The sequence below is a fragment of the [Clostridium] ultunense DSM 10521 genome (assembly GCF_000511955.1).
Taxonomy (GTDB): Bacteria; Bacillota; Clostridia; order Tissierellales; family Tepidimicrobiaceae; genus Schnuerera; species Schnuerera ultunensis.
This window is the reverse complement of record NZ_AZSU01000001.1, coordinates 205193-228178: the sequence shown is the minus strand read 5'-3', so window position 1 is coordinate 228178 and position 22986 is coordinate 205193. Positions and strand designations below refer to the sequence as shown.

The window sequence follows — 22986 nt, the reverse complement described above, 5'->3', positions numbered from 1 at the left end:
AACAATTATAACATAAAATTCAATTATTTTTAAAAGATTAATACTTTAGGAAACCTTTATATTATCTTTCCCCAATATTTCAGCCAACTCATCAAATAACAATTTCTGCTCCATATCAACCCATAAGTCCCTCTGAGCCATTACTGTCTTCCTATCGCCTTCCATATATACATATACTGGAGTCTCCCCTTTATATTTGGATAATATTTTTTTAATTGAATTAAATGTATTTAAAGGCTTTTCTTTAGATATCTTTAAATATATTTTTCCCTTTTTATATTTATTTAATGGGATTATCTTTTCACATATTATCTTAGGTTCTTCCTCTTCATTTAAACTTACCTTTCCTTGGATAACTACTAAACTATCCTCATCTATTAACCTATTATACCTTTCATAAGTAGCAGGAAATACAATACATTCTATAGCACCATATAGATCTTCTAAAGTAATAAAGGCCATCATATTATTATTTTTAGTTATTTTATTCTTCTTTGAAACGATAATACCACCAATTATAATCTTTTTCCCATCAATATTCTCACTTAAATTCTCCCTTAACTGTTCTTGGGCTTGCAACAATTCAGAAGTGGTCATTGTAGATATTTTATTTAGTTCCTCCTCGTATGGTTGTAATGGATGTCCACTAATATAAATACCCATCATTTCCTTTTCCATAGCCAGCAAGTTTTTCTGTGGAAATTCCTTTAATTCCGGTAAATTATCTTTTGATATTTTAGTATCTATTGTCTCAAACATAGAGAACTGGCCTTCTATATTCCTTTTTCTGTCTGCATGGATACCATCCATAGTTTTTTCAAAAATAGCTAATAGCTGAGCCCTATTACCCCCTAGACTATTCATTGCACCGCATTTAATAAGGCTTTCTACTGCTCTTTTATTCATTACAGAAGGGTCAATGCTTTCTATTCTTTCACAAAAATCTGTAAAGCTTGTAAAAATTCCATCCTCTCTTGCCTTAATAATTATCTCTATGAAATTTTCTCCTACATTCTTTACTGCCATTAAACCAAATCTAATCTTTCCATCTACAACGGTAAATTTTTTGAAACTTTCGTTGATATCTGGTGGCAATATTTCTATTCCCAACCTTTTACACTCTTGGATATATAGGGAAACGGAATTGGTATCTCCCATTACACTGCTTATAAGGGCTGCCATAAACTCTACTGGATAATAATATTTAAGCCAAGCAGTTCTATACGCCACTACAGCATAGGCTGCAGAATGACTTTTGTTGAAAGCATATTTGGCAAAATCGATCATTAAATCGTATATCCTATTGGCAGTCTTTTCATCTACACCATTCCTCAAAGCTCCCTTTATTATGACCTGTCCTTCTTCATCAGTATCTCCATAGATAAACCTTCTTCTTTCCTCTTCCATTACTTCCATATTCTTTTTACCCATGGCTCTTCTTAGTAAATCTGCACCACCCATGGTAAATCCGCCTATATCCCTTACTATCTGCATTACCTGTTCTTGATAGACAATGCAACCATAGGTTACTTCTAAAATAGGTTTAAGCCTAGGATGTAGATATTCTATATCTTCCGGATTGTTTTTGTTAGCAATATATTGAGGAATTTGGTTCATAGGACCAGGTCTAAATAAGGAATTAGCAGCTATTAAGTTTTCAAACATATTGGGTTTCAGTTCCTTTAAAAATTGTCTCATGCCAGCAGATTCAAACTGGAATATACCTAAGGTTTCACCTTTTGCAAATAATTCCAATACTTTAGGGTCATCATAGCTCAAATTAGAAAAATCAATTTTAATTCCATGATTTTTTTCTATTAAATTAACAGCATCCCTAATTACTGTAAGGGTTCTCAACCCCAAAAAATCCATCTTTAAAAGGCCTAATTCTTCCAATTCAATCATATTAAACTGAGTGGTTATAGCATCGTTATTTCTAGATAAAGGCACATAGGTGGTAATAGGCTCTTTTGAAATTACTACTCCAGCAGCATGGGTGGAAGTATGCCTTGGCAGACCTTCTACCGCCATGGCTAAATCTATTAGGTTTTTAACTTCTTCTTTTGTTTCATATATTTGCCTTAAAGTCTTATTAACATCTAGGGCTTTAGAAATTGTCATGCCTATTTCCATAGGGATTTGCTTTGCAATATAATCTACTTCCCCATAGGGCATATTTATAGCCCTTCCCACATCGCGAATAGCCCCTCGAGCTGCCATAGTTCCGAAGGTAACTATCTGTGCTACCCTATCTTCCCCATATTTTTCTACCACATAATCTATTACTTCTTCCCTTCTCTCATAACAAAAATCTATATCAATATCTGGCATAGATACTCTTTCAGGATTTAAAAATCTTTCAAATAATAAATCGTATTCTAATGGGTCTATATCAATAATACCTAAGGCATAGGATACGATACTTCCTGCTGCTGATCCCCTACCTGGCCCTACAATTATCCCATTGTCTTTTGCAAATTTAATAAAATCCCAAACTATAAGAAAATAGTCTACATACCCCATTTCAACTATGGTATTAAACTCGAAATTAAATCTAGCCATTATTTCCGGGGTAATTCTTTTATACCTTTTGTGTAATCCATCAATGCAGAGTTTTTTTAAATACTCTAAATCTGTATATCCTTTTGGTACTTTATATTCAGGTAAATGTAGGGTATCAAAATCTAAAGTAACATTACACCTTTCACCAATCCAAGCCGTATTTTCTAAAGCTTCTTTCACATTTCCAAAAATGCTCCCCATTTCGTCGTAGGATTTTAAATAAAATTCGTTTGTAGGAAACCTCATCCTATCACTTTCGTCTATGGTCTTTCCCGTCTGAATACATAGAAGCACATCATGGACTATTGCATCTTCTCTTCTCAAATAATGGACATCATTGGTGGCAACTAATGGTATTCCCGTTTCCTGGCTTAGTTTTACCAACTGTTCATTAATCCCCTTTTGTTCTTCCATCCCATGATCCTGTATTTCCAAGAAAAAATTGTCCTGACCAAATATTTTGTTGTATTTATGGGCTATTTCTTTTGCCTTTTTATAATTTCCATCTAATAGATGTTTAGGAATTTCTCCCCCTAAGCATCCACTTAATGCAATTATGCCTTGGCTATGTTTTGCTAGTACATCATGGTCTACTCTAGGTTTATAATAAAAACCATTTACGTATCCTTCTGAAACTATTTTCATTAGGTTTTGATAACCAATATTATTTTCCGCCAATAAAACCAAATGGTATTGATTCTTATCCTTTGGTTCCTTCTCAGTATACCTATTTATGGCAATATAAACTTCAGACCCAAGTATTGGTTTGATCCCTCTTTTTTTAGCCTGCTTATAAAATTCTATTACACCAAACATGGAACCATGGTCTGTTATTGCTATAGAATCCATTCCTAAATCTTTGGTTCTGTCTAAAAGGTCTCTAACTCTGCTGGAACCATCTAACAAACTATATTCAGTATGAACATGTAAATGGACAAACTCTTTTTGATAAACCATAATAAAACCCTTTCTAAGTATATTTATATCTTTATTCTATCATAAACAAAAATAAATAAAACTACCTTTCATAATCTTCTATTGGCTTCTAATTTATGATAAAATAAATGTATCAAAAGTTTTGGAGGTCTAAGATGAAAAATATTATAGTAACAAATAATAAATATGTATGTGAAAAATATAAGGACAATGTTGAAATTAAATACGATGAAAAATTTACTTATTTAGATGTATTGGAATACGTGAGGGATCAGATTCACAAGGGACATAAATTGATGACTCATCCTCTATCCGGTAGTGTGAAACCTAACGAAACTCCCTATAAAACCATAATAATAAGCAAGGATAAAAGTTCTATGGATTATGATAGTTTAATGATTATTGAAGATAGTATTGCTACTGCTAAAAAATTTATAAAAAATAAACCTACTCCCAATTGGACAGAAAAGGTCCTTGCTGATTTTAGAATAATAGACTTGTCTTTGATAGAAAATGTAATGGATAAGATTATTTAAAGAATAAAATAATCCCTTCACTGAAGGGATTTACTCTTATCTACAAATCTTTTAGCCCATCTTCTATTAATTTTGATAATTCTTCCATAGCCTCCTCTTCATCTTCGCCATTAACAATCAAAGTGATTTCTTCTCCATGGAATGCACCTAAAGACATGACTCCTATAATGCTTTTACCATTCACCTTTCTACCTTCTAACTCAATATATACATTACTAGAAAATTTGTTTGCCGCTTGGACAAATAATGCAGCTGGCCTGGCATGTAGCCCAACTTCATTATTTAGAATTACATTTTTTCTTATCATGTCTCATTCTCCTTTCTTTTTAAATCTTCTGCAATTTCGTCTATTCTTCTAAATCTATGATTTACTCCAGACTTCCCTACTGGAGGTTTTAGCATGGTTCCCAATTCTTTAAGACTAGCTTCCCTATATTGCAACCTTAATCTGGCAATCTCGCGAAGATTTTTAGGAAGTTTATCAATTCCTATTTTACTATCTATATATTCAATATTTTCCACTTGACGCAAAGATGCATCTATGGTTTTACTTAAATTTGCAGTTTCACAATTTACAAGTCTATTAATATTATTTCTTACATCCTTAAAAACCCTAATGTTTTCCAATTTAAGTAAAGCCTGGTGAGCTTCCATTATATTTAATATATCTACTATTTGCCCTCCTTCTTTAATATAGACTACATAATTTTCCTTTCTAACTACTATTTTAGAATCTAGATTAAAAGAGTTTATTATTTCTGATAAATCCTTACCATGCTCTATACTATTAGTAACGAACTCTAAATGGTAAGCTTTCTCTGGGTTACTGATAGAGCCCCCCCCCTAAAAATGCCCCTCTAATATAGGCCCTTCTACAACACCTATTCTCTATCAAATTTTCTGGCGTTTTATAATCTATAGTATAATAACTACTATCTTCATCTGTTAAAAATCCTACATCCTCTAAAATTTTTGTAGTTATTTCCATGCTATTTACAATTATTAAATAGTTATTATTCTTTTTTAATTGTTTATTTTTTCTTACCATAACTTCTACATCTGTATTGTATAAAATTTTCAACAAAGTAAATATCCTTCTTGCAATGGCAGCGTTTTCCGTCCCAAATTTCAAACTAATGCGTTTCATTCCAGTTATTTGGATTGTACCACTCATTCTAACTATAGCAGCTAACTCAGCTATGGCACAACACCTATTTTGAATAGGTAATCTTGACAATTCATTCTTAGTTGTTGATGAAAAAGACATTATATCTCTCCTACTTTTATTTTACAATAAGATTGTTAAGATTATATCAAATCTAAATTAATTTTAAAACCTTTTTAAGTATTTTTCTCTCATCATTATATTTAACTAGGTCTTTAACCCTATCTTTATGGACAAAAGTAGCTTCTATAAAACCTTCCTTTTTTTGTGGTACTGATTCCATACTATTGGCCTTCATTAGATACCAATGGACTGTCTTAAATACCGTTTCATCACCCTTAATATTTTTATAAGTATAATGGACCATACCTATATATCTTATTATCTCAGCCTTTACACCACTTTCCTCCAATACCTCTCTAATAGCAGCTTCTCTAATATTCTCATTTTTTTCTACCCTTCCCTTAGGCAATACCCAATCTCCATTAAATTTTTTTAATAAAAGTATGGCATTACCAAATATCACCACACCTCCAGCACTTACTTCTTCAACCACCAAAACCATCTCCCATTATATTAACTATATGGATATTAAGCTTATTATACTACAAATATAAATATTATGCTAAATTTTTTTAAATAGATTGCTTTAATATGGTACTAAGGTGATATAATAATATAGAATGAAATTTCAAAGGAGGTTTTCTTTATGAAATTAGATGTGGATTATGTAGTGGACAGGTTAGTATCTTTGCTTAATATTCCTAGTCCATCAGGTAATACAAAAAAAGCTATAGATTTTGTGGAAAAGGAGTTCAATTCTATGGGTATTTCCACCTATAGGACTAATAAAGATGCATTAATTGCCACAATTGTTGGGAAAAATCAAGAAAAAGAAATCACCTTATCAGGCCATGTAGACACTTTAGGCGGGATGGTAAAAGAAATCAAGTCTAGCGGAAGAATTAAACTAACCCAAGTCGGAGGTTATGTTTGGAGTACTGTAGAAGGCGAATACGTAAATATTGAAAGTAGTAATGGAAAATTATACCCTGGCACTATACTTACAACTAAAGCTTCTTCCCATGTCCATGGGGAGGAAACTAAAACTCTAGAAAGAAATATGGATAATATGGAAATTAGATTAGATGAAAAAGTTTCTTCAAAAGAAGATATTGAAAAATTAGGTATTAATGTAGGCGATTTTATATTCTTTGATCCTAGAACAGTTGTTACTGAAAGTGGGTTTGTCAAATCTAGACATTTAGACGACAAGGCTGGTGTAGCTTCCATATTAGGAATCGCTAAATATCTAATGGATAATAATATTAAACCTCGATATACTACCAATTTTTTTATTAGTAATTATGAAGAAGTAGGCCATGGTGCTAGTGCTGCTATTCCTGAAAAAACCTTTGAATTCATAGCTATAGACATGGCTGCCCCTGGAGAAGGGCAAACCTCTGATGAATATAGTGTAACCATATGTGCAAAGGACAGTTCTGGTCCTTATGATTTAGAACTAAAAAACCGACTGGTTAGTTTAGCAAAAGAAAATAATTTGAATTATAAAATTGATATATATCCCTACTATGGGTCTGATGGATCTGCAGCATTAAGGGCAGGTTATGATTTTAAGGTAGGATTAATCGGTCCTGGTGTTGATGCTTCCCATTCTTTTGAAAGAACCCATAAAAATGCTATAGAAAACACTATAAAGTTAGGCATACTATATTTAACTTAACATGTTGATAAGCCACCTATGATATAATATAATTGTTTAACATTTCCAGGTTTAATTTAAAGTATTCTTTGCAAAATATAGATGAGGTGGTTTAATGAGTATTAATGAAAAATTTATTATAAATTTGCAGGGCAAATCCTACGTAACCTATGAAGGTCTATTAGATTTGGCTCACCAACGGAATTTGAAATCTATACAGGTGGAACTAATCCAAATTCCAACAAGAGAAAATAATATGACAGCCATATGTAAGGCCACTGCCACAACGGAAAATGAAGTATATACTGATTTAGGCGATGCTAGTCCCCAGTCCGTTAACTCTACTATAGTGCCTCATTTAATCAGAATGGCTTCTACCCGTGCTAAAGCAAGGGTTTTAAGGGATTTGACCAATGTGGGGATGACTGCTTTTGAGGAGTTGTCTTTAGAAGATAGAGAAAATGAAATGGAAGATGAGTTTATAACTAATCAAACGGAACCTCCTACTAAAAGGCAATTGGAAACCATTAGAAAATTAGCAAATGAGCTAAATACTTCTGTAAATTATGATAACTTGACTAAAAAGTCTGCAGGCAATTTAATTTCTAGGATGCTTGAAGAAGTAAAAAAGAGTTAATAGATTCAAGGGGCGATTAAATCGCCCCTTTATATTTGGATTTTACTTACTTTGTTTTTAGCTATATCTATTAACATTTTACTTAGTTCTATTGAGTCATGACGTATATAATCCTTTTTAATATCTATTAAATTTCCTTTTATTACTTGTATACCTTTAGAATTCAATATCTCTTCATCATCTCCCCCTAAAATTACAGGTTCCGATCCATCTGAGGCGTATTTGGTTAGGGTTTCCTTTGGTATTTCCTCTATATTTACAATTACATAATCTAAAAAATCTTCTCTACTATGGGTGACTATACCCTCTACATGATCTAATACCGTGTAGCTATCGGTTTCCCCTGGCTGGGTCATAACATTTGTAATATATACTTTAGGCCCCTCTGCCCTATAAATGGTATCCACAATATTATTTACCAATAGGTTAGGTATTACACTGGTATATAAACTCCCCGGGCCTAATACTATTAAATCCGCATCCTCTATGGCTTCTACAGCCTCAGTTAAAGGATAACTGACCATTGGTTCCATATAAATTCGCTTTATTCTGCTGGACAATTCTTTATTTTTTAAGGGAATTTCAGATTCACCTTTTATAGTGTGTCCATTCTCCAGCACTGCATATAGAGTTACATCCTCTAATGTCATAGGTAGAACTTTACCAGTAACGGCTAATACATTACTGGTTTCCTTTATGGCCATTTCAAAGCTTCCATATATTTCATTCATGGCGGCGATAAATAGGTTACCAAAATTTTGTCCCTTTAACAGTCCTTCATCAAATCTATACTGGAGTAATTTTTCCATAGTAGGCTCTGTATTGGCCAATGCCAATATACAAGACCGAATATCTCCAGGAGGCAACATACCTAAATCCTCTCTTAATATGCCCGAACCTCCACCATCATCTGCTACTGTTACAATAGCAGTTATATTGGAGGTAGATTCCTTAAGTCCTCTTAACAATACGGATAGTCCAGTTCCTCCTCCAATAACTACCACCTTTGGTCCCTTAGATAATACTCTCTCTCTATATATCATATTGCTAATATCGTTTCGATTAATATTTCCATTTAGCCCATTTTTCTTAACTCCATTGATTATTTCAAAAAAAGATTTTTTAATGGAAAATACAATGAGAGTAATGCCAATTATTGAAAATATAATCTTTATACCCATTCTATAGTTAGTAAATAATTCATATACAAAGCTAGAAAGACCAATTAATAATAAAAATATTCCAAGGACTCCCAAGGATATCCAGCCTAAAATTATTAGCCTAGGTCTATATTTTTTATCCATAAATCTATACTCCTTTACGCTAATTTGTAGTCTCTATGACTTACAATAGCCCTATGTTCATTCTCTTTAAGCCTTTTTTCTATCTCATTGGCAATAGCTACAGACCTATGTTTTCCTCCAGTACATCCTATTCCTATTATTAGCTGGGTTTTGCCTTCTTTTATATAATAAGGAATCAAAAATTCCAACATATCCATTAATTTATCCATAAATATATTGGTTTGGTCCCAATGGAATACATATCTCTTCACATCTTCATCTTCTCCAGTAAAATCTTTCAATTCTGGTACATAGTAAGGGTTAGGAATAAACCTAACGTCAAATACTAGGTCTGCATCTAATAACATACCATGTTTAAATCCAAAGGACACTATGGATATTGTTAACTTCCGCAATTCTAGTCCTTCAAAAAATATTTTGTAAATTTCTTCTTTAAGCATTCCTATCGTTAGTTTAGATGTATCTATAACAAAATCCGCCTTCTTCTTTACCTCTTCTAATAGTTTTCTTTCTTCCAATATTCCATTTAATATTCCTCCCTTAGGATTTAGAGGATGAGGTCTTCTAAGTTCCTTGTACCTTTTGATCAATACCTGGTCTAATGCATCTAAGAATAAAATGCTATATTTTATTCCTTCTTCATTTAATTCTTCTAACCCTTTAAATAGATCCTCAAAGAATATTCCTCCCCTAATATCTACCACCACAGCTACCTTATCAATATTTCTTTTCGACTGGTGGCAAAGTTCTGCAAACTTAGGTAATAAGGTAGGGGGTAGATTATCCATACAATAATAACCCATATCTTCCATAGCTTTCATAGCTTGACTTTTCCCTGCCCCAGACATTCCTGTAATTATTACAAATTCCAATATAGTTTCACCTCCAAGGTTTAATCTATTAGGTTTCTAATCCTATCAATAGGAATATTGGCTTTTTTAGCTCTTTTTATCCCATCTTCTACATTTCCTACATTTTTTGGATCATGAGCATCGCTATTAATGCAAAAATCTACCCCTGTTTTCAATGCTATCTTGATATTTTCTATGGATAATTGGCTATGATTAGAATTGATTTCCAAAGCTACTCCTTTTTCGAAAGCTGCTTCTCCAATTTTTTCAATATTTAATTTAGCTTTGGAATCTGGGTGAGTAATTATATCAACTGGATACTTATTAATAGCCTTTATCAATGCTTCAGTATTCTTTTCTATAATCCGTTCTCTACAAATGGGTAATATTTTAGACAGCGGATTTATCATATACATAAACAATCCATCTTTAAAGGATTTAGGGGTAACTCCATAATGATATCCTAATAAAAGTATGTCGATAATATTAAGTATATCGTCATCCACATCTATTGTCCCATCATAGCCGATTACATTAGCCTCCACACCTAATAATATTCTAATTCCTTTGTTCTTATATTCCTCATTTAGTCTATCTATTTCTTCTTTCATTTTAAACAATTGGTTTTTCCTTACACCATATAAATAATGAGCTGGTCCATGGTCACATATAGCTATTTCTTTCAATCCTTTTTTAATAGCTGTTTCTACATTTTCCGCTATAGTTCCTTTACCATGACTATATATGGTATGAGTATGATAATCTCCTGTTATTTTCATCTATTTCCCTTTCTAGTCATCCCCGATTATTTTTATTTCTGGTTCCAACATTATATTGAATTTATCATACACTATTTTCTGAACTGTCTTTATAAGAGTAAAAACCTCATCAAAAGTTGCCTCTCCACGATTTACCATAAAACCACAATGTTTTTCAGAAATCTGTGCATCTCCATATCTGATACCTCTTAGACCAGCATCATCTATAAGTTTACCTGCATAGAACCCTGTAGGTCTTTTAAAAGTACTGCCACCACTGGGTAAATCCAATGGTTGTTTGGAAACTCGTCTATGGGTTAAATCTTTCATTTTCTCTTCAATTTGGGAATACTCCCCTTCTTCCAATTCTAACTCTACCCCTAAAACCACTAGCTCCTGGTCTATAACTGTACTACCTCTATATCTGAAATTCATCTCTCCATTAGTAAGCTCCACTACATTATTATTTTTATCTAGAACTCGTACTTTAGTTACTATGTCTTTCATCTCTCCCCCATAGGCTCCTGCATTCATAGTAATAGCACCACCTATAGTTCCTGGAATTCCACTGGCAAATTCAAAACCTGCTAAAGATTGTCTCAAGGCCTCTTTTGCAATTACAGATATTAGAGTTCCACTTTGGCAAATCACTTTGTTGCCATCTATTTCTATATTGTCAAATCCATTGGCAATCTTAATAACTACTCCCCTTATGCCAGTATCCTTAACCAACAGATTGGTTCCATTCCCCATTATAAAATATTTTATATGATTATCCCTACAAAATTTTATGGATTCAATAACTTCTCTTTCTGTATTAGGTATTACCATTATATCTGCTGGCCCGCCGATTTTAAAGGAGGTGTGGTTTTTCATAGGCTCATCAAACAATATTTCTCCAAAACTTTTATCTTTAAATAATGTATAAAGTTTAGATATTTCCAAAATACCACTCCTATATTTCAATTTTGATTCTTTAATTTATCTATTTCTATTTTAGCATCTTCAATGGCTTCATAGGAAGCTTTTTCTCCTAGAATAGCTTTCCTTATTTCTTCTTGTACTATTGCATCTATTTCTGTCCAATTATCTACAAAAGGTATATATTCTGTGTATGGAAGACTTTCCTCAATCTTCTTCATCCTAATATTCTCCGTATACATATCCTTTATTCCACGTTTCACTGTAAACAGCCCAATTTTTTCTAATGATTTTTGGTTAGATTCATTAGTCAAATATTTTAAAAACTTAACGCAGATTTTGGTCTTTTTAGGATCTCCTTTCTTTACAATCCCATATGAAACTATATCATTACTAAGAGCCACTGGCAAATCCTTATATCCCATTGGATAATTGACTATATCAAAATTAAATCCTTCACCACTACTATATAACTGTTCCAAAAAATTTGATGCCCAAGCTCCGCTAATAGTAATGGCAGCTTTCTGATCCTTGTAAAACATTTCCCAAGCATCTTTCTCACTAATAATTCCAAAATAATCTGGTACCACCTTATATTTATCTTTTAGATTAATGACCTTTTCTAATCCTTTAATAGCCTTTTCGCCATAAAAATTATATTCCACCCTTTTAGGATTGATTAGCTCTCCACCGTCAGATAAAATGATTCCCCAAATATTATAATCCTTAGCTCCAATACTTGCAATAAAACCATATTCATCTATTATACCATCCTCATCTGAATCATAGGTAAGTTGATTTAAAATATTTACAAACTCCTCATAAGTCCAATTGCCATTTAGAGGAGGAGAAATACCTCTTTCATGGAATTTATCTAAATTAATATACATAATATTGGTGCCTATGCCAATGGGAATTGCCACAAGACTGTCATTGCACGTTGTAGACTTTAAAATATGATGTTTAAACCGTTCTAATTCTTCTTTACTAAAATATTCATCTAAAGGCTCCAATATATTAGAATTAAAAAAACTTGAATTTACAGGAATTATATCTGGCATATCTTCCAAGGTATTATTATTCTTAATCTTAGAGTTTAAACTATCTTCATCAATTTGGGTAAGCTCTATATATACCCCTGGATTTCGCCTTTCAAAGTTTCTAATTCTCTCCTGTAACCATCCATAATTATTCCCTTTAATAGCCCAAGGTATATCCCATATTTCTATTATACCCTTATAAGGTTCTTCTTCTACCTCTTCCAATACAATAAAGTTATTTATAAATAGATTATAAGTCCAAATTAATATAAAACCAAGTAAAATAAAAGAAATAATTTTGCGCAAAACGGCCACCTCCTACAATATAATTATTCATAGAAAGTGACCATTATGTAAGGTTTATAATACTAAAAAAGCAGGGTTAATCCCTGCCTATCCAATAATTCATATATGGGACAGCGAGAACCGTCCATGCTGTCCAATAAAAGGTAAGGACCTAAGTCCCTACCTTTTATATTTCTAGTCTTCTGCCATTCTTTTATATTTTTCATATCTTTCCTTTGCGTCTTCCTCCGCTGCCGCAAATAACTCTTCAGCTATATCTGGGAAGGTTCGACGTAAGGATGTATACCTTACTTCTGAATTCAAGAAATCCATAAATGGCTTAGTTGGCTCTTTTGAGTCTAATACAAATGGATTCTTACCTTCTTCTTTTAATCTTGGGTCGAATCTATATAGGTGCCAGTATCCAGTTTCTACTGCTTTCTTTTCCTGTGCAATACTTGTTCCCATTCCTGTTGTTATACCATGGTTAATACATGGCGCATAGGCAATTATTAAGGATGGTCCATCATAGGATTCTGCTTCTTGTAATACCCTCATCAAATGATTCATATTGGCTCCCATAGCTACTTGTGCTACGTATACATAGCCATAGGAAGCTGCGATCATACCTAAGTCTTTCTTTCTAACCTTCTTACCAGAGGCTGCAAACTTAGCCACTGCCGCTGTTGGTGTAGCCTTTGATGATTGACCTCCAGTGTTAGAATAGACTTCCGTATCGAATACAAGTACATTTACATTTTCGCCTGAAGCTAATACATGGTCTAGTCCGCCAAATCCTATATCATAAGCCCAACCATCTCCACCAAAAATCCATATGGATTTTTTGATTAGATAGTCTTTTAATTCTTTAATTTCTTTAAGGATTTCATTTCCTCTTTCATTAGATAATTCCTTATCCAATTTTGGTATTATAGCTCCTGATGCAGCTTTAGATGCCTTTGGATCATCTTTTCCTTCTAACCATTGGTTAAATACTCCATTTAATTCTTCATCTATATTTAATTCTACGAATTCTTTCATTAACATTTCTAGTTTTTCTCTTATCTTCTTAACTGCCACTGCCATACCATATCCATATTCTGCATTATCTTCAAATAAGGAATTTGCCCAAGCAGGTCCTTTACCTTCCTTATTTGCACAGTATGGAGTTGATGGTGCAGATGCTCCCCAAATGGATGAACAACCTGTAGCATTAGCTAATATCATTCTATCACCAAATAGTTGAGTTACAAGCTTAGCATATGGTGTTTCTCCACAACCGGCACAGGCTCCCGAGAATTGCAGCAATGGTTGTTTAAATTGGCTGTTTTTAACGTTTATTGCTGGCAACAAATCTTCCTTAGGTTCTACCTTATCTATTGCATAATCCCAATTCTTTGATTCTACTTCATAATGCTCTTCAAAAGGCTTCATAATCAATGCTTTTTCCTTAGCCGGACAAACATCAGCACAATTTCCACATCCTGTACAATCTAATGGAGAAATTTGTATGCGGAATTCTAAGCCTTCTAATCCTTTGCCTATAGCTTTCTTAGTTTCAAAGGTTTCTGGTGCATTTGTCTTTTCTTCCTCATCTAATAAGAAAGGTCTTATTACTGCATGAGGACATACATAAGAACATTGATTACATTGGATACAATTTTCCATTATCCATTCTGGTACTTCTACAGCAATACCACGTTTTTCATAGGCTGCTGTTCCATGTGGGAATACTCCATCTTCTCTGTCAACAAAAGTACTTACAGGAAGCTTATCGCCTTCTTGCCTATTCATTGGGATTACTACATCTCTTATGAATTCTGGTACTTCCTTTTCATCTTCTTTCGGTTCGTCTTTTGCATCTTTCCAAGATTCAGGTATGTCAACTTTAACCAACGCATCGATTCCTCTATCTACCGCTTCAAAGTTCATCTTAACAATTTTTTCACCTTTTCTTCCATAGGTCTTTTCAATGGAATCCTTCAGGTGTTTTATAGCATCATCTATTGGCAGAACTTCAGCAAGTTTAAAGAATGCAGATTGCATTATCATATTAGTCCTTCCACCAAGGCCTATTTCATTAGCTATCTTTGTTGCATCTATAATATAGAAATCTATATTATGATTTGCTAAATATCTCTTCATTTCACCAGGTAAATATTCCCCAACTTCGTCTTTACCCCAGTTGCAATTTAGAAGGAATTTTCCTCCATCTTTCAATCCACTTAGTAAATCATATTGGTGTACATAAGATTGTTTTGAACAAGAGATAAAATCCGCTTCATCTATTAGATAAGTAGACTTTATTGGTTCGTGACCGAATCTTAAGTGAGATATGGTTACACCGCCAGATTTTTTACTATCGTATGCAAAATATCCTTGAGCATACATATCGGTATCATCACCGATTATCTTAATGGCACTCTTGTTAGCTCCTACAGTACCATCAGAACCGAATCCCCAGAACTTACACCTAATAGTTCCTTTTGGTTCAGTATTTATTTTATCTTTTATTTCTAAAGATGTATGAGTAACATCATCTACAATACCTATAGTAAATCTATCTTTTGGTTTATCTTCTTTTAAATTGTCAAATACGACTTTTATTTGAGGTGGAGTAGTATCCTTGGATCCTAATCCATACCTTCCGCCAACGATTACTGGCTGTAAATCTGACTCGTAGAACACACTCTTAATATCTAAATGTAACGGTTCGGCAATAGCACCTTTCTCTTTTGTTCTATCAAGAACAGCAATTTTCTTAACGGATTTTGGTAATACATCAAAGAAATATTTTGAAGAAAATGGTCTATATAGGTGAACCTTAATAACTCCTACTTTTTCACCTTTGTCCATTAGGTAATCAATGGTTTCTTCTATAGTTTCAGTTACTGAACCCATAGCAACAATTATTCTTTCAGCTTCTGGGTGTCCATAGTAATTGAAAGGTTTATAATCTCTACCGGTTATTTTATTTATTTCCTTCATATAATCGTTTACAACTTCAATAATATTCTCGTAATATGGATTTGAAGCTTCCATTGCTTGGAAATAAATATCCGGATTTTGAGCAGTTCCTTTTGTATATGGTCGCTCTGGATTTAAAGATCTATTCCTAAACTCATTTAAAGCATCATAATCAACTAATTTCTTTAATTCTTCGTAGTCCATTACTTCAATCTTTTGAATTTCGTGACTTGTTCTGAACCCATCAAAGAAATGTACAAAAGGTACTCTACCTTTTATAGCAGCTAAATGGGCTACTCCTGCTAAATCCATTACTTCCTGTACACTACCTGAAGCAAGCAAAGCAAATCCAGTTTGTCTTGCAGCCATTACGTCTTGATGATCACCAAATATACTTAAGGCATGGCCTGCTATAGCTCTAGCAGATACATGGAATACAGCTGGAAGTAGTTCACCTGCCATTTTATACATATTAGGTATCATAAGTAACAACCCTTGTGAAGCAGTAAAAGTGGTAGTTAATGCTCCCGCTGATAAAGAACCATGAACTGCACCAGCAGCCCCTGCCTCCGATTGCATTTCTGTCACTAATACGTTTTGACCAAAAATATTTTTTCTACCATGGGCGGACCACTCGTCAACCAATTCAGCCATATTAGATGATGGCGTAATTGGATATATAGCTGCAACATCAGTAAAGGCATAGGCTACATGAGCTGCAGCAGTGTTACCATCCATGGTTTTCATAACTTTTGCCATTAATAGACCCCCTTATATGTTAATAGAGTTTGTTTAATTTTAAACAAAGTTTTACTATCTTTACCCTAAAACTCCTAAATAATAGGTTTTTAGGTTGGTTGAAAAAACTATTGGCGACAATTTTATCTACAAATTAAGTATATTAAACATCAATAATAAAGTCAACCAATTACTATAGGTTTTTGCCTTTTCTTACTCTTGCTTGTTTCTTTATCTTGTTGTTTAACTCCACGGCTGCATTATAGCCTAACTTCTTCTGTCGAGTGTTTCTTGCAGCAACTTCCACAATCATAGCTAAATTCCTACCTGGCCTTACCGGTATAAGTAATTTGGGTACCTGAACACCTAGTAATTCTACAGAATCTTCATCCAATCCAACCCTATCATATTCTTTAGATTTATCCCAAAATTCAAGCTCTATAATTAGATCAATAAATTCGTTACTTTTAATAGCCCCAACACCATATAACCTTTCTATATCCAATATTCCTATTCCTCTTATCTCCATAAAATGTCGAATTAAATCGGGAGCTTCACCTCTTAGTCCTTCCTCTACCTTTTTAATCTCTACTACATCATCCGCTACCAGACGGTGTCCTCGCTTAATTAATTCTAAGGCCGTTTCGCTTTTTCCTACTCCACTTTCTCCCATAATGAGTATCCCCATACCATAAACTTCTACTAAAACGCCATGTACTGTTGTTTCTGGAGCCAAAACATAATCTAAATAATTAATCAATAAATTTACAAACTTAGTTGTAGAAAGTTCAGTTCTCAATATACTCCTATTGTAATGAATCGCTAGTTTCAACATTTCTGGAAATACTGGCATCTCCCTAGAAATGATGATCGCAGGAATAGGATATGCAAATATTTCATCAAACCTTCCATAGCGTACATCCTCAGATAAACTATTACAATAATGCCATTCTACATTACCAATTATCTGCAATCTATCATGGGCAAACTTATCAAAGTATCCTGCTAATTGTAAACCTGGTCTATTGATTTCACTGGCGGTAATCTTTATTTCCTCTATATTATCAGCCTTATAGACTATTTCCAATTTCAAGTCGTCTACTATTCTATCTAATGTTATATAATCCATATTATCGCACCTCACCTTTGTTGAAATGATTATACAAATCTTCAGCCACCCTTCTGTTCATACTATTGACTTGGGCCAGTTCTTCTATGGATGCTTTCTTAATATTATCTATAGTATGAAAATATTTTAGAAGTTCTCTCTTCCTTTTTTCCCCAATACCCTTTATATCGTCTAACTCGGATTTAAACATCTTTTTGCTCCTTAAACTTCTATGATAGGATATAGCAAATCTATGAGCTTCCTCTTGTATCTTATATATTAACCTAAAACCAGGGCTCCTTTCCTCTAGATTTATCTCCTGGTTATTGTATATAATGCCTCTTGTACTATGGGCCTCATCTTTGACCAAACCACAAACTGGTATATCTAAGCCCAATTCTTTCAATACATTTAAAGCTATATTTACCTGTCCCTTTCCGCCATCTATCATTATAAGATCTGGAAAGGCGGAAAAACCCTTAAGTTCTAATTTATTTTCCTTTATAATCTCCTTTTCCCTTAATCCTCTTCTAAACCTTCTCCTAATAACTTCTTCCATACTTTTATAATCATCAGGGGTTGTGACGGTCTGGATTTTAAACCTTCTATAATCACTTTTTTTAGGCCTTCCCTGTTCAAATACCACCATAGAGCCTACAGATAAGACACCTGATATATTAGATATATCATAGGCTTCTATTCTATTGGGAAAACTATCTAAACCTAAGACAAATTTTAACTGTTCCAATGCATTTTCTTCTTCCTTCTGTTTTCTTAAAAATTTTTCCCCATGTTGGTTTAGCATATCCATTGCATTTTTTCGTACCATATCCATAAGCTGAGATTTTTCTCCTCTTCTAGGTACACGTAAGGTAACCTTGTTCCCCCTTTTTTCTGTAAGCCATTTAGATACAGCTTCTATATCCTCAATCTCTTCTTCTATAAATATTTCCTTAGGCACATAAGCAGTTCCTAAATAGAATTGTTTTATAAAAGAGCTGAGAATTTCCTTTCTATCATCGTTAAACGTATCCAATAATATGAAATGTTCCCTGCCTACTATTTTCCCTGCCCTAATAAAGAAGATTTGGATACATACTTCATCTATTCCTCGGGCCATTCCTATAACATCTTGATCTATAATATTGGAGCTTACCATCTTCTGTTTCTCTAAAATAATGTTTAAAGAATTTATTTGGTCTCTATATTTAGCTGCACTTTCAAAATCCAAATTTTCAGAGGCTTTTTTCATCTTCTTTTCAATTATTTCAATTAATTTATCTTCTTTGCCGCTTAAAAACATTATTATTTCATCGATCATTTCCATATACTTTTCTTTATTTACATTTCCTTGACATGGTCCTAAGCATCTTCCTATATAATAGTTGAGACAAGGTCTAGTTTTTTTGCCCTGCTTTTCAAAATTCCTATTACAAGTCCTTATAGGGTAGAGATTTCTAATTATATCTATAGTATCATTCACTGCATAAGCACTTGGATAGGGACCAAAGTATTTAGACCCGTCCCTTAAAACCCTTCTAGTCTTTAGAACTCTAGGAAAGGGTTCATTGGTTGTAACCTTAATATAGGGATACTGTTTATCGTCCCTCAATAGTATATTGTATTTAGGCTTATGTTTCTTAATTAAATTGGCCTCTAATATTAAGGCTTCCACTTCATTATCTACTATAATGTATTCAAACTCATGGATATGCCTAACCATTGCATTAACCTTAGGTGGATTATTCCTAGAAGATTGGAAATACTGTCTAACTCTTTTCCTTAAGGAAATAGCCTTTCCCACATAGATTATTTCACCATCTAAGTCTTTCATTATATATACCCCAGGTTGATCTGGTAATTTCCCTAATTCTTCATCTATATTAAACATAAAATCACCTTCCAATTTTAAATCACCTTAATATTATAATACCATAATCCCCTTTAAAATAATAAATCAATTACTTAATAGAAAATTTGTTGAATGGTCTGACTTTTTGCATATAAAATGTTATATTTCCAAACCCTATGGTAATATATAAATAAGGGGATAATTTTGTTTCTATCGTAATAAAATAGTGGGAACAGGGGGGATAAACATGTTCTTCTCAAAAAAATTAAAAATTTTAGGCATAGAAATCCAAGAATTAAAAGACGAGGAAATCTACTTGTGCTTGCTAAAGGACAAAAAACGGAATATAATCGATGATGATCCAATAGAGGCATCTGGTAAAGAATTAAAGTATTTAGCTGAAATGCAAGGTCAAAGATATGGAATGATAAGATATAGTAGTGAACATTTTTATGAAGTAATTGGCTTAAAAGAAAAAGCACCAGTTTAGGTGCTTTTTCTTATCCTCCCACCATCAGGTGCAAACATTGCACCTGATCTCCCCTCTTAATAATTATATTCCAATAATTTTCCTCTTCTATTTATTTTACCATTAATCTTAACGATAATCAGTGAATATATACAATAGCTTGAATCCTTTTATTTCTAAATACTGTGCCCATGCCTCCCCTATACTCTAACAATTTAAACGCTTCGAGTTTCCTTCTTAAGCCATTCTCTTTCATCATCTTTTAGATATGGTGAAATTTTTTCATATACTTCTTTATGATAGTTATTTAACCATTTTCTCTCTTCTTCAGTTAACATATCCACATCTATTCCATCTAGATCTATTGGGCAATAGGAAATGGTCTCAAATTTCATAAATTGGCCTGAATCCGTCTCTATATCTTCCGCAACTACAGCCACATTTTCAATTCTTATTCCATGTTTCCCAGCTTTATATACACCAGGTTCTATGGTTACCACCATGCCTTTTTCCATCTTAACCTTATCGGGTATAGTAGATATTCGATGAGGTCCTTCATGAACATTCAGTAAAAACCCAACTCCATGTCCAGTGCCACATTTATAATCTATTCCTTCCTGCCATAATGGATAACGAGCTAAAACATCTAAACTAGAACCAGTGGCTCCATATAAAAATCTTGCATTGATTAAATTTATATGTCCCTTTAGGGTAAGGGTAAAATCTCTCTTTTCCTCTTCAGTAATATCTCCTAATACAATAGTTCTGGTTATATCCGTAGTCCCATCATAATATTGCCCACCAGAATCTACTAGGAACATCTTTTCCTTTTTCAATTCATAATTGGATTTTTCCTCTTCCGCCTTGTAATGCATCATAGCTGCATTTTCCTTATAAGCAGCAATAGTATCAAAGCTTGGTTCAATAAATCCATCTTGTTTCTTTCTAAACTCTTCTAGTTTTTCTGCTGCGGATACTTCTGTAATCTTAATCTTTCCTAGATTTTCATCCAACCAGTATAAGAATTTTACTAAAGCCACCCCATCTTTGATATAGGCATTCTTCTGGTTCTCGATTTCAGTACTATTTTTTATACCTTTTAACTCGGTTGTTATATTAACACCCTCTATTATTTCACATTCTTTAGGTATCCCTTTATAAAGCCATCTATTGATCCTAGATGGGTCAATGAATACTTTACTTCCCTTTTCTATGTTTTTAACATAATCGATAACTTTATCATATTCATCAACTTCTATACCATTTTCTTTTAAATGAGATTCAACATCATCTTCAACCTTATCCTTATCCACAAACAGCCAAGCCTTATCCTTAGATATAAGGGCATAGGATATTACTACAGGATTACAAGCTACATCTCTACCTCTTATATTATAGACCCAAGCAATATCGTCTAAGCTACCAATTAGAAAGTAATCAGCACCTTTTTTCTCCATTTCCTTCCTTACTTCCTCTATCTTTTCTTTAGCAGTCTTTCCCGTATATTTTACGTCATGGACAAAGGCCTTACTATTAGGCATTGAAGGTCTATCAGCCCATAGTTCTCCCACTAAATCAAATTCATCTATAAATTTAATTTTCTTTTTCCTAATTTCCTTTTCTAATTTATTCACATCCGATTGAGGAAAAATTTTACCATTAAACCCGATAGTATCCCCATCATTCAAATTATCTCTTAACCATTCCATATAGGTTGGAAAACCTGGTATACCCATTTTAAATAATTGGATTTCACTGCCAGCTAATTCATTTTCCCCTTGGATAAAATACCTTCCATCAGTCCATAATATAGCCTCATCTTCGGTTACTACTACAGTTCCTGCAGAACCAGTAAATCCAGAAATCCAGACTCTAGTCTTATAATGATCTGCCAAGTACTCCGATTGGTGTGGATCATAGGTTGGAATTATATAAGCTTTGATTCCCTTTTCTTCCATTATTTTTCTTAAACTATTAATTTTTTCATTTACTTTCAAATCCATAACCTCCTTTAAAATTTTTATATTTTTTCTTCATATCTTTGTCCTACCTTAATCAATATATCTGCAAGAAAAACTCCAGATAATCCAGCAACTAATTTTGCAAGGATAAAAGGCGTGACAGCCTTATGGGAAATACCCGATACAAAACCTAGTTGTCCACCAAAGACGAAAGCTCCACTAACTGCAAAGGCTGCATTTATAACCTTTCCTTTATCATCCATTTTATCATAAATTGCTAACATGGGTACACAGTTAGCAAGGGAAGATAATATTCCTAATATAGCAAATTGGTTAATACCAGCTTTTCCCGATATTCTATTCAGTTTATCTTTAAATTTTTCATGAATTATATAGAATAGCGGATAGACCCCAGAAAGAATTACTCCAATCTTTCCAACTATTATTATTCCTTCTTCAAAGGGTGCCATATGGGGAATTATCTTTATCCCCAATATAAAATCCATTATACTAAATAATAGACCTATGAAACTGATAACCATAATACCTTTGCCTAGCAAATTAAATATTTTAATAGTTATTTTTTGGAATTTAAATAATCCAATAGCAATTAATATGGATAATATAATTACGGGTATTAAATTTATCCAAACTTCCCTCATTGGAATATTCATCAATATTCCACCTACCACCATACCCATTGGAATTGTCACAATCCCTGCTAGTATTCCTTTTGTAAAAAAAGGAAAATCCTCTTTAGAAACTAAATTTAAGGATATGGGTATTGTAAAGGAAATAGTGGCTCCCATCATAGATGCTAGTATTAAACCGATATATTCAGCCATTTTTTGACTCTTTGCAATCTCTACACTTGTTGAATACCCTCCCATATCAGTAGCCAATATGCTAGAAATAAATACAGAAGGATCTGCCCCTGTTAATTTAGATAAGGGGGATAATATTGGCATCGCTAATTGAGAAATAACTGGAGATAAACTGACAATACCTATCATGGTAATTGCCAAAGAACCCATGTTTTTAAACCCTTCTTCAAATCTTTCTCCTAATCCATTACGATTATCTAACATTCTATCTATACCGCCTATAATAGAAAATAAAACCATGATGAATAGTACGATATTGCTCATGTCTCACCTCTAAATATATTATTTA

The 22986-nt window shown here is 33.2% G+C and carries 19 protein-coding genes; 4 read left to right on the top strand and 15 right to left on the bottom strand.

The window, feature by feature from the left end; translation table 11 throughout:
* Window positions 1-45: 45 nt before the first annotated feature.
* Entirely contained in the window at window positions 46-3519 is a 3474-nt protein-coding gene (locus tag CUL_RS0101145) for a DNA polymerase III subunit alpha (protein ID WP_025640263.1), read from the bottom strand.
* Between the two features lie 134 nt (window positions 3520-3653).
* Here CUL_RS0101145 and CUL_RS16415 point away from each other — a divergent pair, with 134 nt between their 5' ends.
* On the top strand, window positions 3654-4034 hold the full coding sequence (locus tag CUL_RS16415) for a GrdX family protein (RefSeq protein WP_035142649.1): 381 nt from the start codon (window positions 3654-3656) through the stop codon (window positions 4032-4034).
* Window positions 4035-4074: 40 nt separating this feature from the next.
* On the opposite strand, the gene CUL_RS0101135 is transcribed toward CUL_RS16415, so the two are convergent.
* The 4 genes from CUL_RS0101135 to CUL_RS0101125 are packed head-to-tail and all read right to left on the bottom strand — an operon-like array spanning window position 4075 to window position 5764.
* Entirely contained in the window at window positions 4075-4341 is a 267-nt protein-coding gene (locus tag CUL_RS0101135) for an HPr family phosphocarrier protein (RefSeq protein WP_005588330.1), read from the bottom strand.
* Window positions 4338-4817, bottom strand: a complete 480-nt coding sequence (whiA, locus tag CUL_RS19840; RefSeq protein WP_269077309.1) for a DNA-binding protein WhiA — start codon at window positions 4815-4817, stop codon at window positions 4338-4340. Before whiA (CUL_RS19840) ends, CUL_RS0101135 begins: the two co-directional genes overlap by 4 nt.
* A gap of 40 nt (window positions 4818-4857) precedes the next feature.
* A complete protein-coding gene (gene whiA / locus CUL_RS19835) occupies window positions 4858-5301 on the bottom strand; it encodes a DNA-binding protein WhiA (protein WP_269077305.1) in 444 nt (147 codons plus the stop codon).
* A 52-nt stretch (window positions 5302-5353) separates the two neighbouring features.
* The gene (locus CUL_RS0101125) at window positions 5354-5764 is read right to left on the bottom strand and encodes an NUDIX hydrolase (RefSeq protein ID WP_201767822.1); all 411 of its coding nucleotides are present in this window, start codon (window positions 5762-5764) and stop codon (window positions 5354-5356) included.
* A 144-nt stretch (window positions 5765-5908) separates the two neighbouring features.
* On the opposite strand from CUL_RS0101125, the gene CUL_RS0101120 reads away from it, so the two are divergent.
* Together CUL_RS0101120 and CUL_RS0101115 are read left to right on the top strand one after the other, a co-directional pair.
* Entirely contained in the window at window positions 5909-6943 is a 1035-nt protein-coding gene (locus tag CUL_RS0101120) for a M42 family metallopeptidase (protein WP_025640262.1), read from the top strand.
* A gap of 94 nt (window positions 6944-7037) precedes the next feature.
* The gene (locus CUL_RS0101115) at window positions 7038-7559 is read left to right on the top strand and encodes a hypothetical protein (protein WP_025640261.1); all 522 of its coding nucleotides are present in this window, start codon (window positions 7038-7040) and stop codon (window positions 7557-7559) included.
* A 29-nt stretch (window positions 7560-7588) separates the two neighbouring features.
* Here CUL_RS0101115 and CUL_RS0101110 read toward each other — a convergent pair whose 3' ends face one another.
* The 8 genes from CUL_RS0101110 to uvrC form a co-directional block, all read right to left on the bottom strand.
* Entirely contained in the window at window positions 7589-8863 is a 1275-nt protein-coding gene (locus tag CUL_RS0101110; protein ID WP_025640260.1) for a gluconeogenesis morphogenetic factor MgfK, read from the bottom strand.
* Between the two features lie 14 nt (window positions 8864-8877).
* Complete coding sequence (gene rapZ / locus CUL_RS0101105; RefSeq protein WP_005588323.1) at window positions 8878-9735, bottom strand: RNase adapter RapZ; 858 nt, start codon at window positions 9733-9735, stop codon at window positions 8878-8880.
* Between the two features lie 20 nt (window positions 9736-9755).
* Window positions 9756-10493 carry a PHP domain-containing protein gene (locus CUL_RS0101100; protein ID WP_005588322.1) on the bottom strand — a complete coding sequence of 246 codons (738 nt, stop codon included), beginning with the start codon at window positions 10491-10493 and terminating at the stop codon, window positions 9756-9758.
* A gap of 12 nt (window positions 10494-10505) precedes the next feature.
* Entirely contained in the window at window positions 10506-11417 is a 912-nt protein-coding gene (gene murB / locus CUL_RS0101095; protein ID WP_005588320.1) for a UDP-N-acetylmuramate dehydrogenase, read from the bottom strand.
* A 17-nt stretch (window positions 11418-11434) separates the two neighbouring features.
* The gene (locus tag CUL_RS0101090) at window positions 11435-12739 is read right to left on the bottom strand and encodes an ABC transporter substrate-binding protein (protein WP_005588319.1); all 1305 of its coding nucleotides are present in this window, start codon (window positions 12737-12739) and stop codon (window positions 11435-11437) included.
* Between the two features lie 174 nt (window positions 12740-12913).
* On the bottom strand, window positions 12914-16444 hold the full coding sequence (nifJ, locus tag CUL_RS0101080) for a pyruvate:ferredoxin (flavodoxin) oxidoreductase (RefSeq protein ID WP_005588318.1): 3531 nt from the start codon (window positions 16442-16444) through the stop codon (window positions 12914-12916).
* A gap of 172 nt (window positions 16445-16616) precedes the next feature.
* On the bottom strand, window positions 16617-17552 hold the full coding sequence (hprK, locus tag CUL_RS0101075; RefSeq protein WP_005588317.1) for an HPr(Ser) kinase/phosphatase: 936 nt from the start codon (window positions 17550-17552) through the stop codon (window positions 16617-16619).
* A gap of 1 nt (window position 17553) precedes the next feature.
* The gene (uvrC, locus tag CUL_RS0101070) at window positions 17554-19422 is read right to left on the bottom strand and encodes an excinuclease ABC subunit UvrC (protein ID WP_005588316.1); all 1869 of its coding nucleotides are present in this window, start codon (window positions 19420-19422) and stop codon (window positions 17554-17556) included.
* Window positions 19423-19630: 208 nt separating this feature from the next.
* On the opposite strand from uvrC, the gene CUL_RS0101065 reads away from it, so the two are divergent.
* Complete coding sequence (locus CUL_RS0101065) at window positions 19631-19873, top strand: hypothetical protein (RefSeq protein ID WP_005588314.1); 243 nt, start codon at window positions 19631-19633, stop codon at window positions 19871-19873.
* 194 nt (window positions 19874-20067) lie between these two features.
* Here the strand turns inward: CUL_RS0101065 and CUL_RS0101060 are convergent, their stop codons facing one another.
* Window positions 20068-21855: an aminopeptidase P family protein gene (locus tag CUL_RS0101060; RefSeq protein ID WP_236616412.1), complete on the bottom strand. Its 1788-nt coding sequence runs from the start codon at window positions 21853-21855 to the stop codon at window positions 20068-20070.
* Window positions 21856-21872: 17 nt separating this feature from the next.
* Complete coding sequence (gene eutH / locus CUL_RS0101055; protein ID WP_025640257.1) at window positions 21873-22961, bottom strand: ethanolamine utilization protein EutH; 1089 nt, start codon at window positions 22959-22961, stop codon at window positions 21873-21875.
* Window positions 22962-22986: the final 25 nt, after the last annotated feature.

What these genes read in the sequence shown, in the direction of transcription:
- CUL_RS0101145 (WP_025640263.1), bottom strand. Translation starts at nt 3,519, where the DNA reads ATGGTTTATCAAAAAGAGTTTGTCCATTTACATGTTCATACTGAATAT.
- CUL_RS16415 (WP_035142649.1), top strand. Translation starts at nt 3,654, where the DNA reads ATGAAAAATATTATAGTAACAAATAATAAATATGTATGTGAAAAATAT.
- CUL_RS0101135 (WP_005588330.1), bottom strand. Translation starts at nt 4,341, where the DNA reads ATGATAAGAAAAAATGTAATTCTAAATAATGAAGTTGGGCTACATGCC.
- whiA (WP_269077305.1), bottom strand. Translation starts at nt 5,301, where the DNA reads ATGTCTTTTTCATCAACAACTAAGAATGAATTGTCAAGATTACCTATT.
- CUL_RS0101125 (WP_201767822.1), bottom strand. Translation starts at nt 5,764, where the DNA reads ATGGTTTTGGTGGTTGAAGAAGTAAGTGCTGGAGGTGTGGTGATATTT.
- CUL_RS0101120 (WP_025640262.1), top strand. Translation starts at nt 5,909, where the DNA reads ATGAAATTAGATGTGGATTATGTAGTGGACAGGTTAGTATCTTTGCTT.
- CUL_RS0101115 (WP_025640261.1), top strand. Translation starts at nt 7,038, where the DNA reads ATGAGTATTAATGAAAAATTTATTATAAATTTGCAGGGCAAATCCTAC.
- CUL_RS0101110 (WP_025640260.1), bottom strand. Translation starts at nt 8,863, where the DNA reads ATGGATAAAAAATATAGACCTAGGCTAATAATTTTAGGCTGGATATCC.
- CUL_RS0101100 (WP_005588322.1), bottom strand. Translation starts at nt 10,493, where the DNA reads ATGAAAATAACAGGAGATTATCATACTCATACCATATATAGTCATGGT.
- nifJ (WP_005588318.1), bottom strand. Translation starts at nt 16,444, where the DNA reads ATGGCAAAAGTTATGAAAACCATGGATGGTAACACTGCTGCAGCTCAT.
- hprK (WP_005588317.1), bottom strand. Translation starts at nt 17,552, where the DNA reads ATGGATTATATAACATTAGATAGAATAGTAGACGACTTGAAATTGGAA.
- uvrC (WP_005588316.1), bottom strand. Translation starts at nt 19,422, where the DNA reads ATGTTTAATATAGATGAAGAATTAGGGAAATTACCAGATCAACCTGGG.
- CUL_RS0101065 (WP_005588314.1), top strand. Translation starts at nt 19,631, where the DNA reads ATGTTCTTCTCAAAAAAATTAAAAATTTTAGGCATAGAAATCCAAGAA.
- CUL_RS0101060 (WP_236616412.1), bottom strand. Translation starts at nt 21,855, where the DNA reads ATGGATTTGAAAGTAAATGAAAAAATTAATAGTTTAAGAAAAATAATG.
- eutH (WP_025640257.1), bottom strand. Translation starts at nt 22,961, where the DNA reads ATGAGCAATATCGTACTATTCATCATGGTTTTATTTTCTATTATAGGC.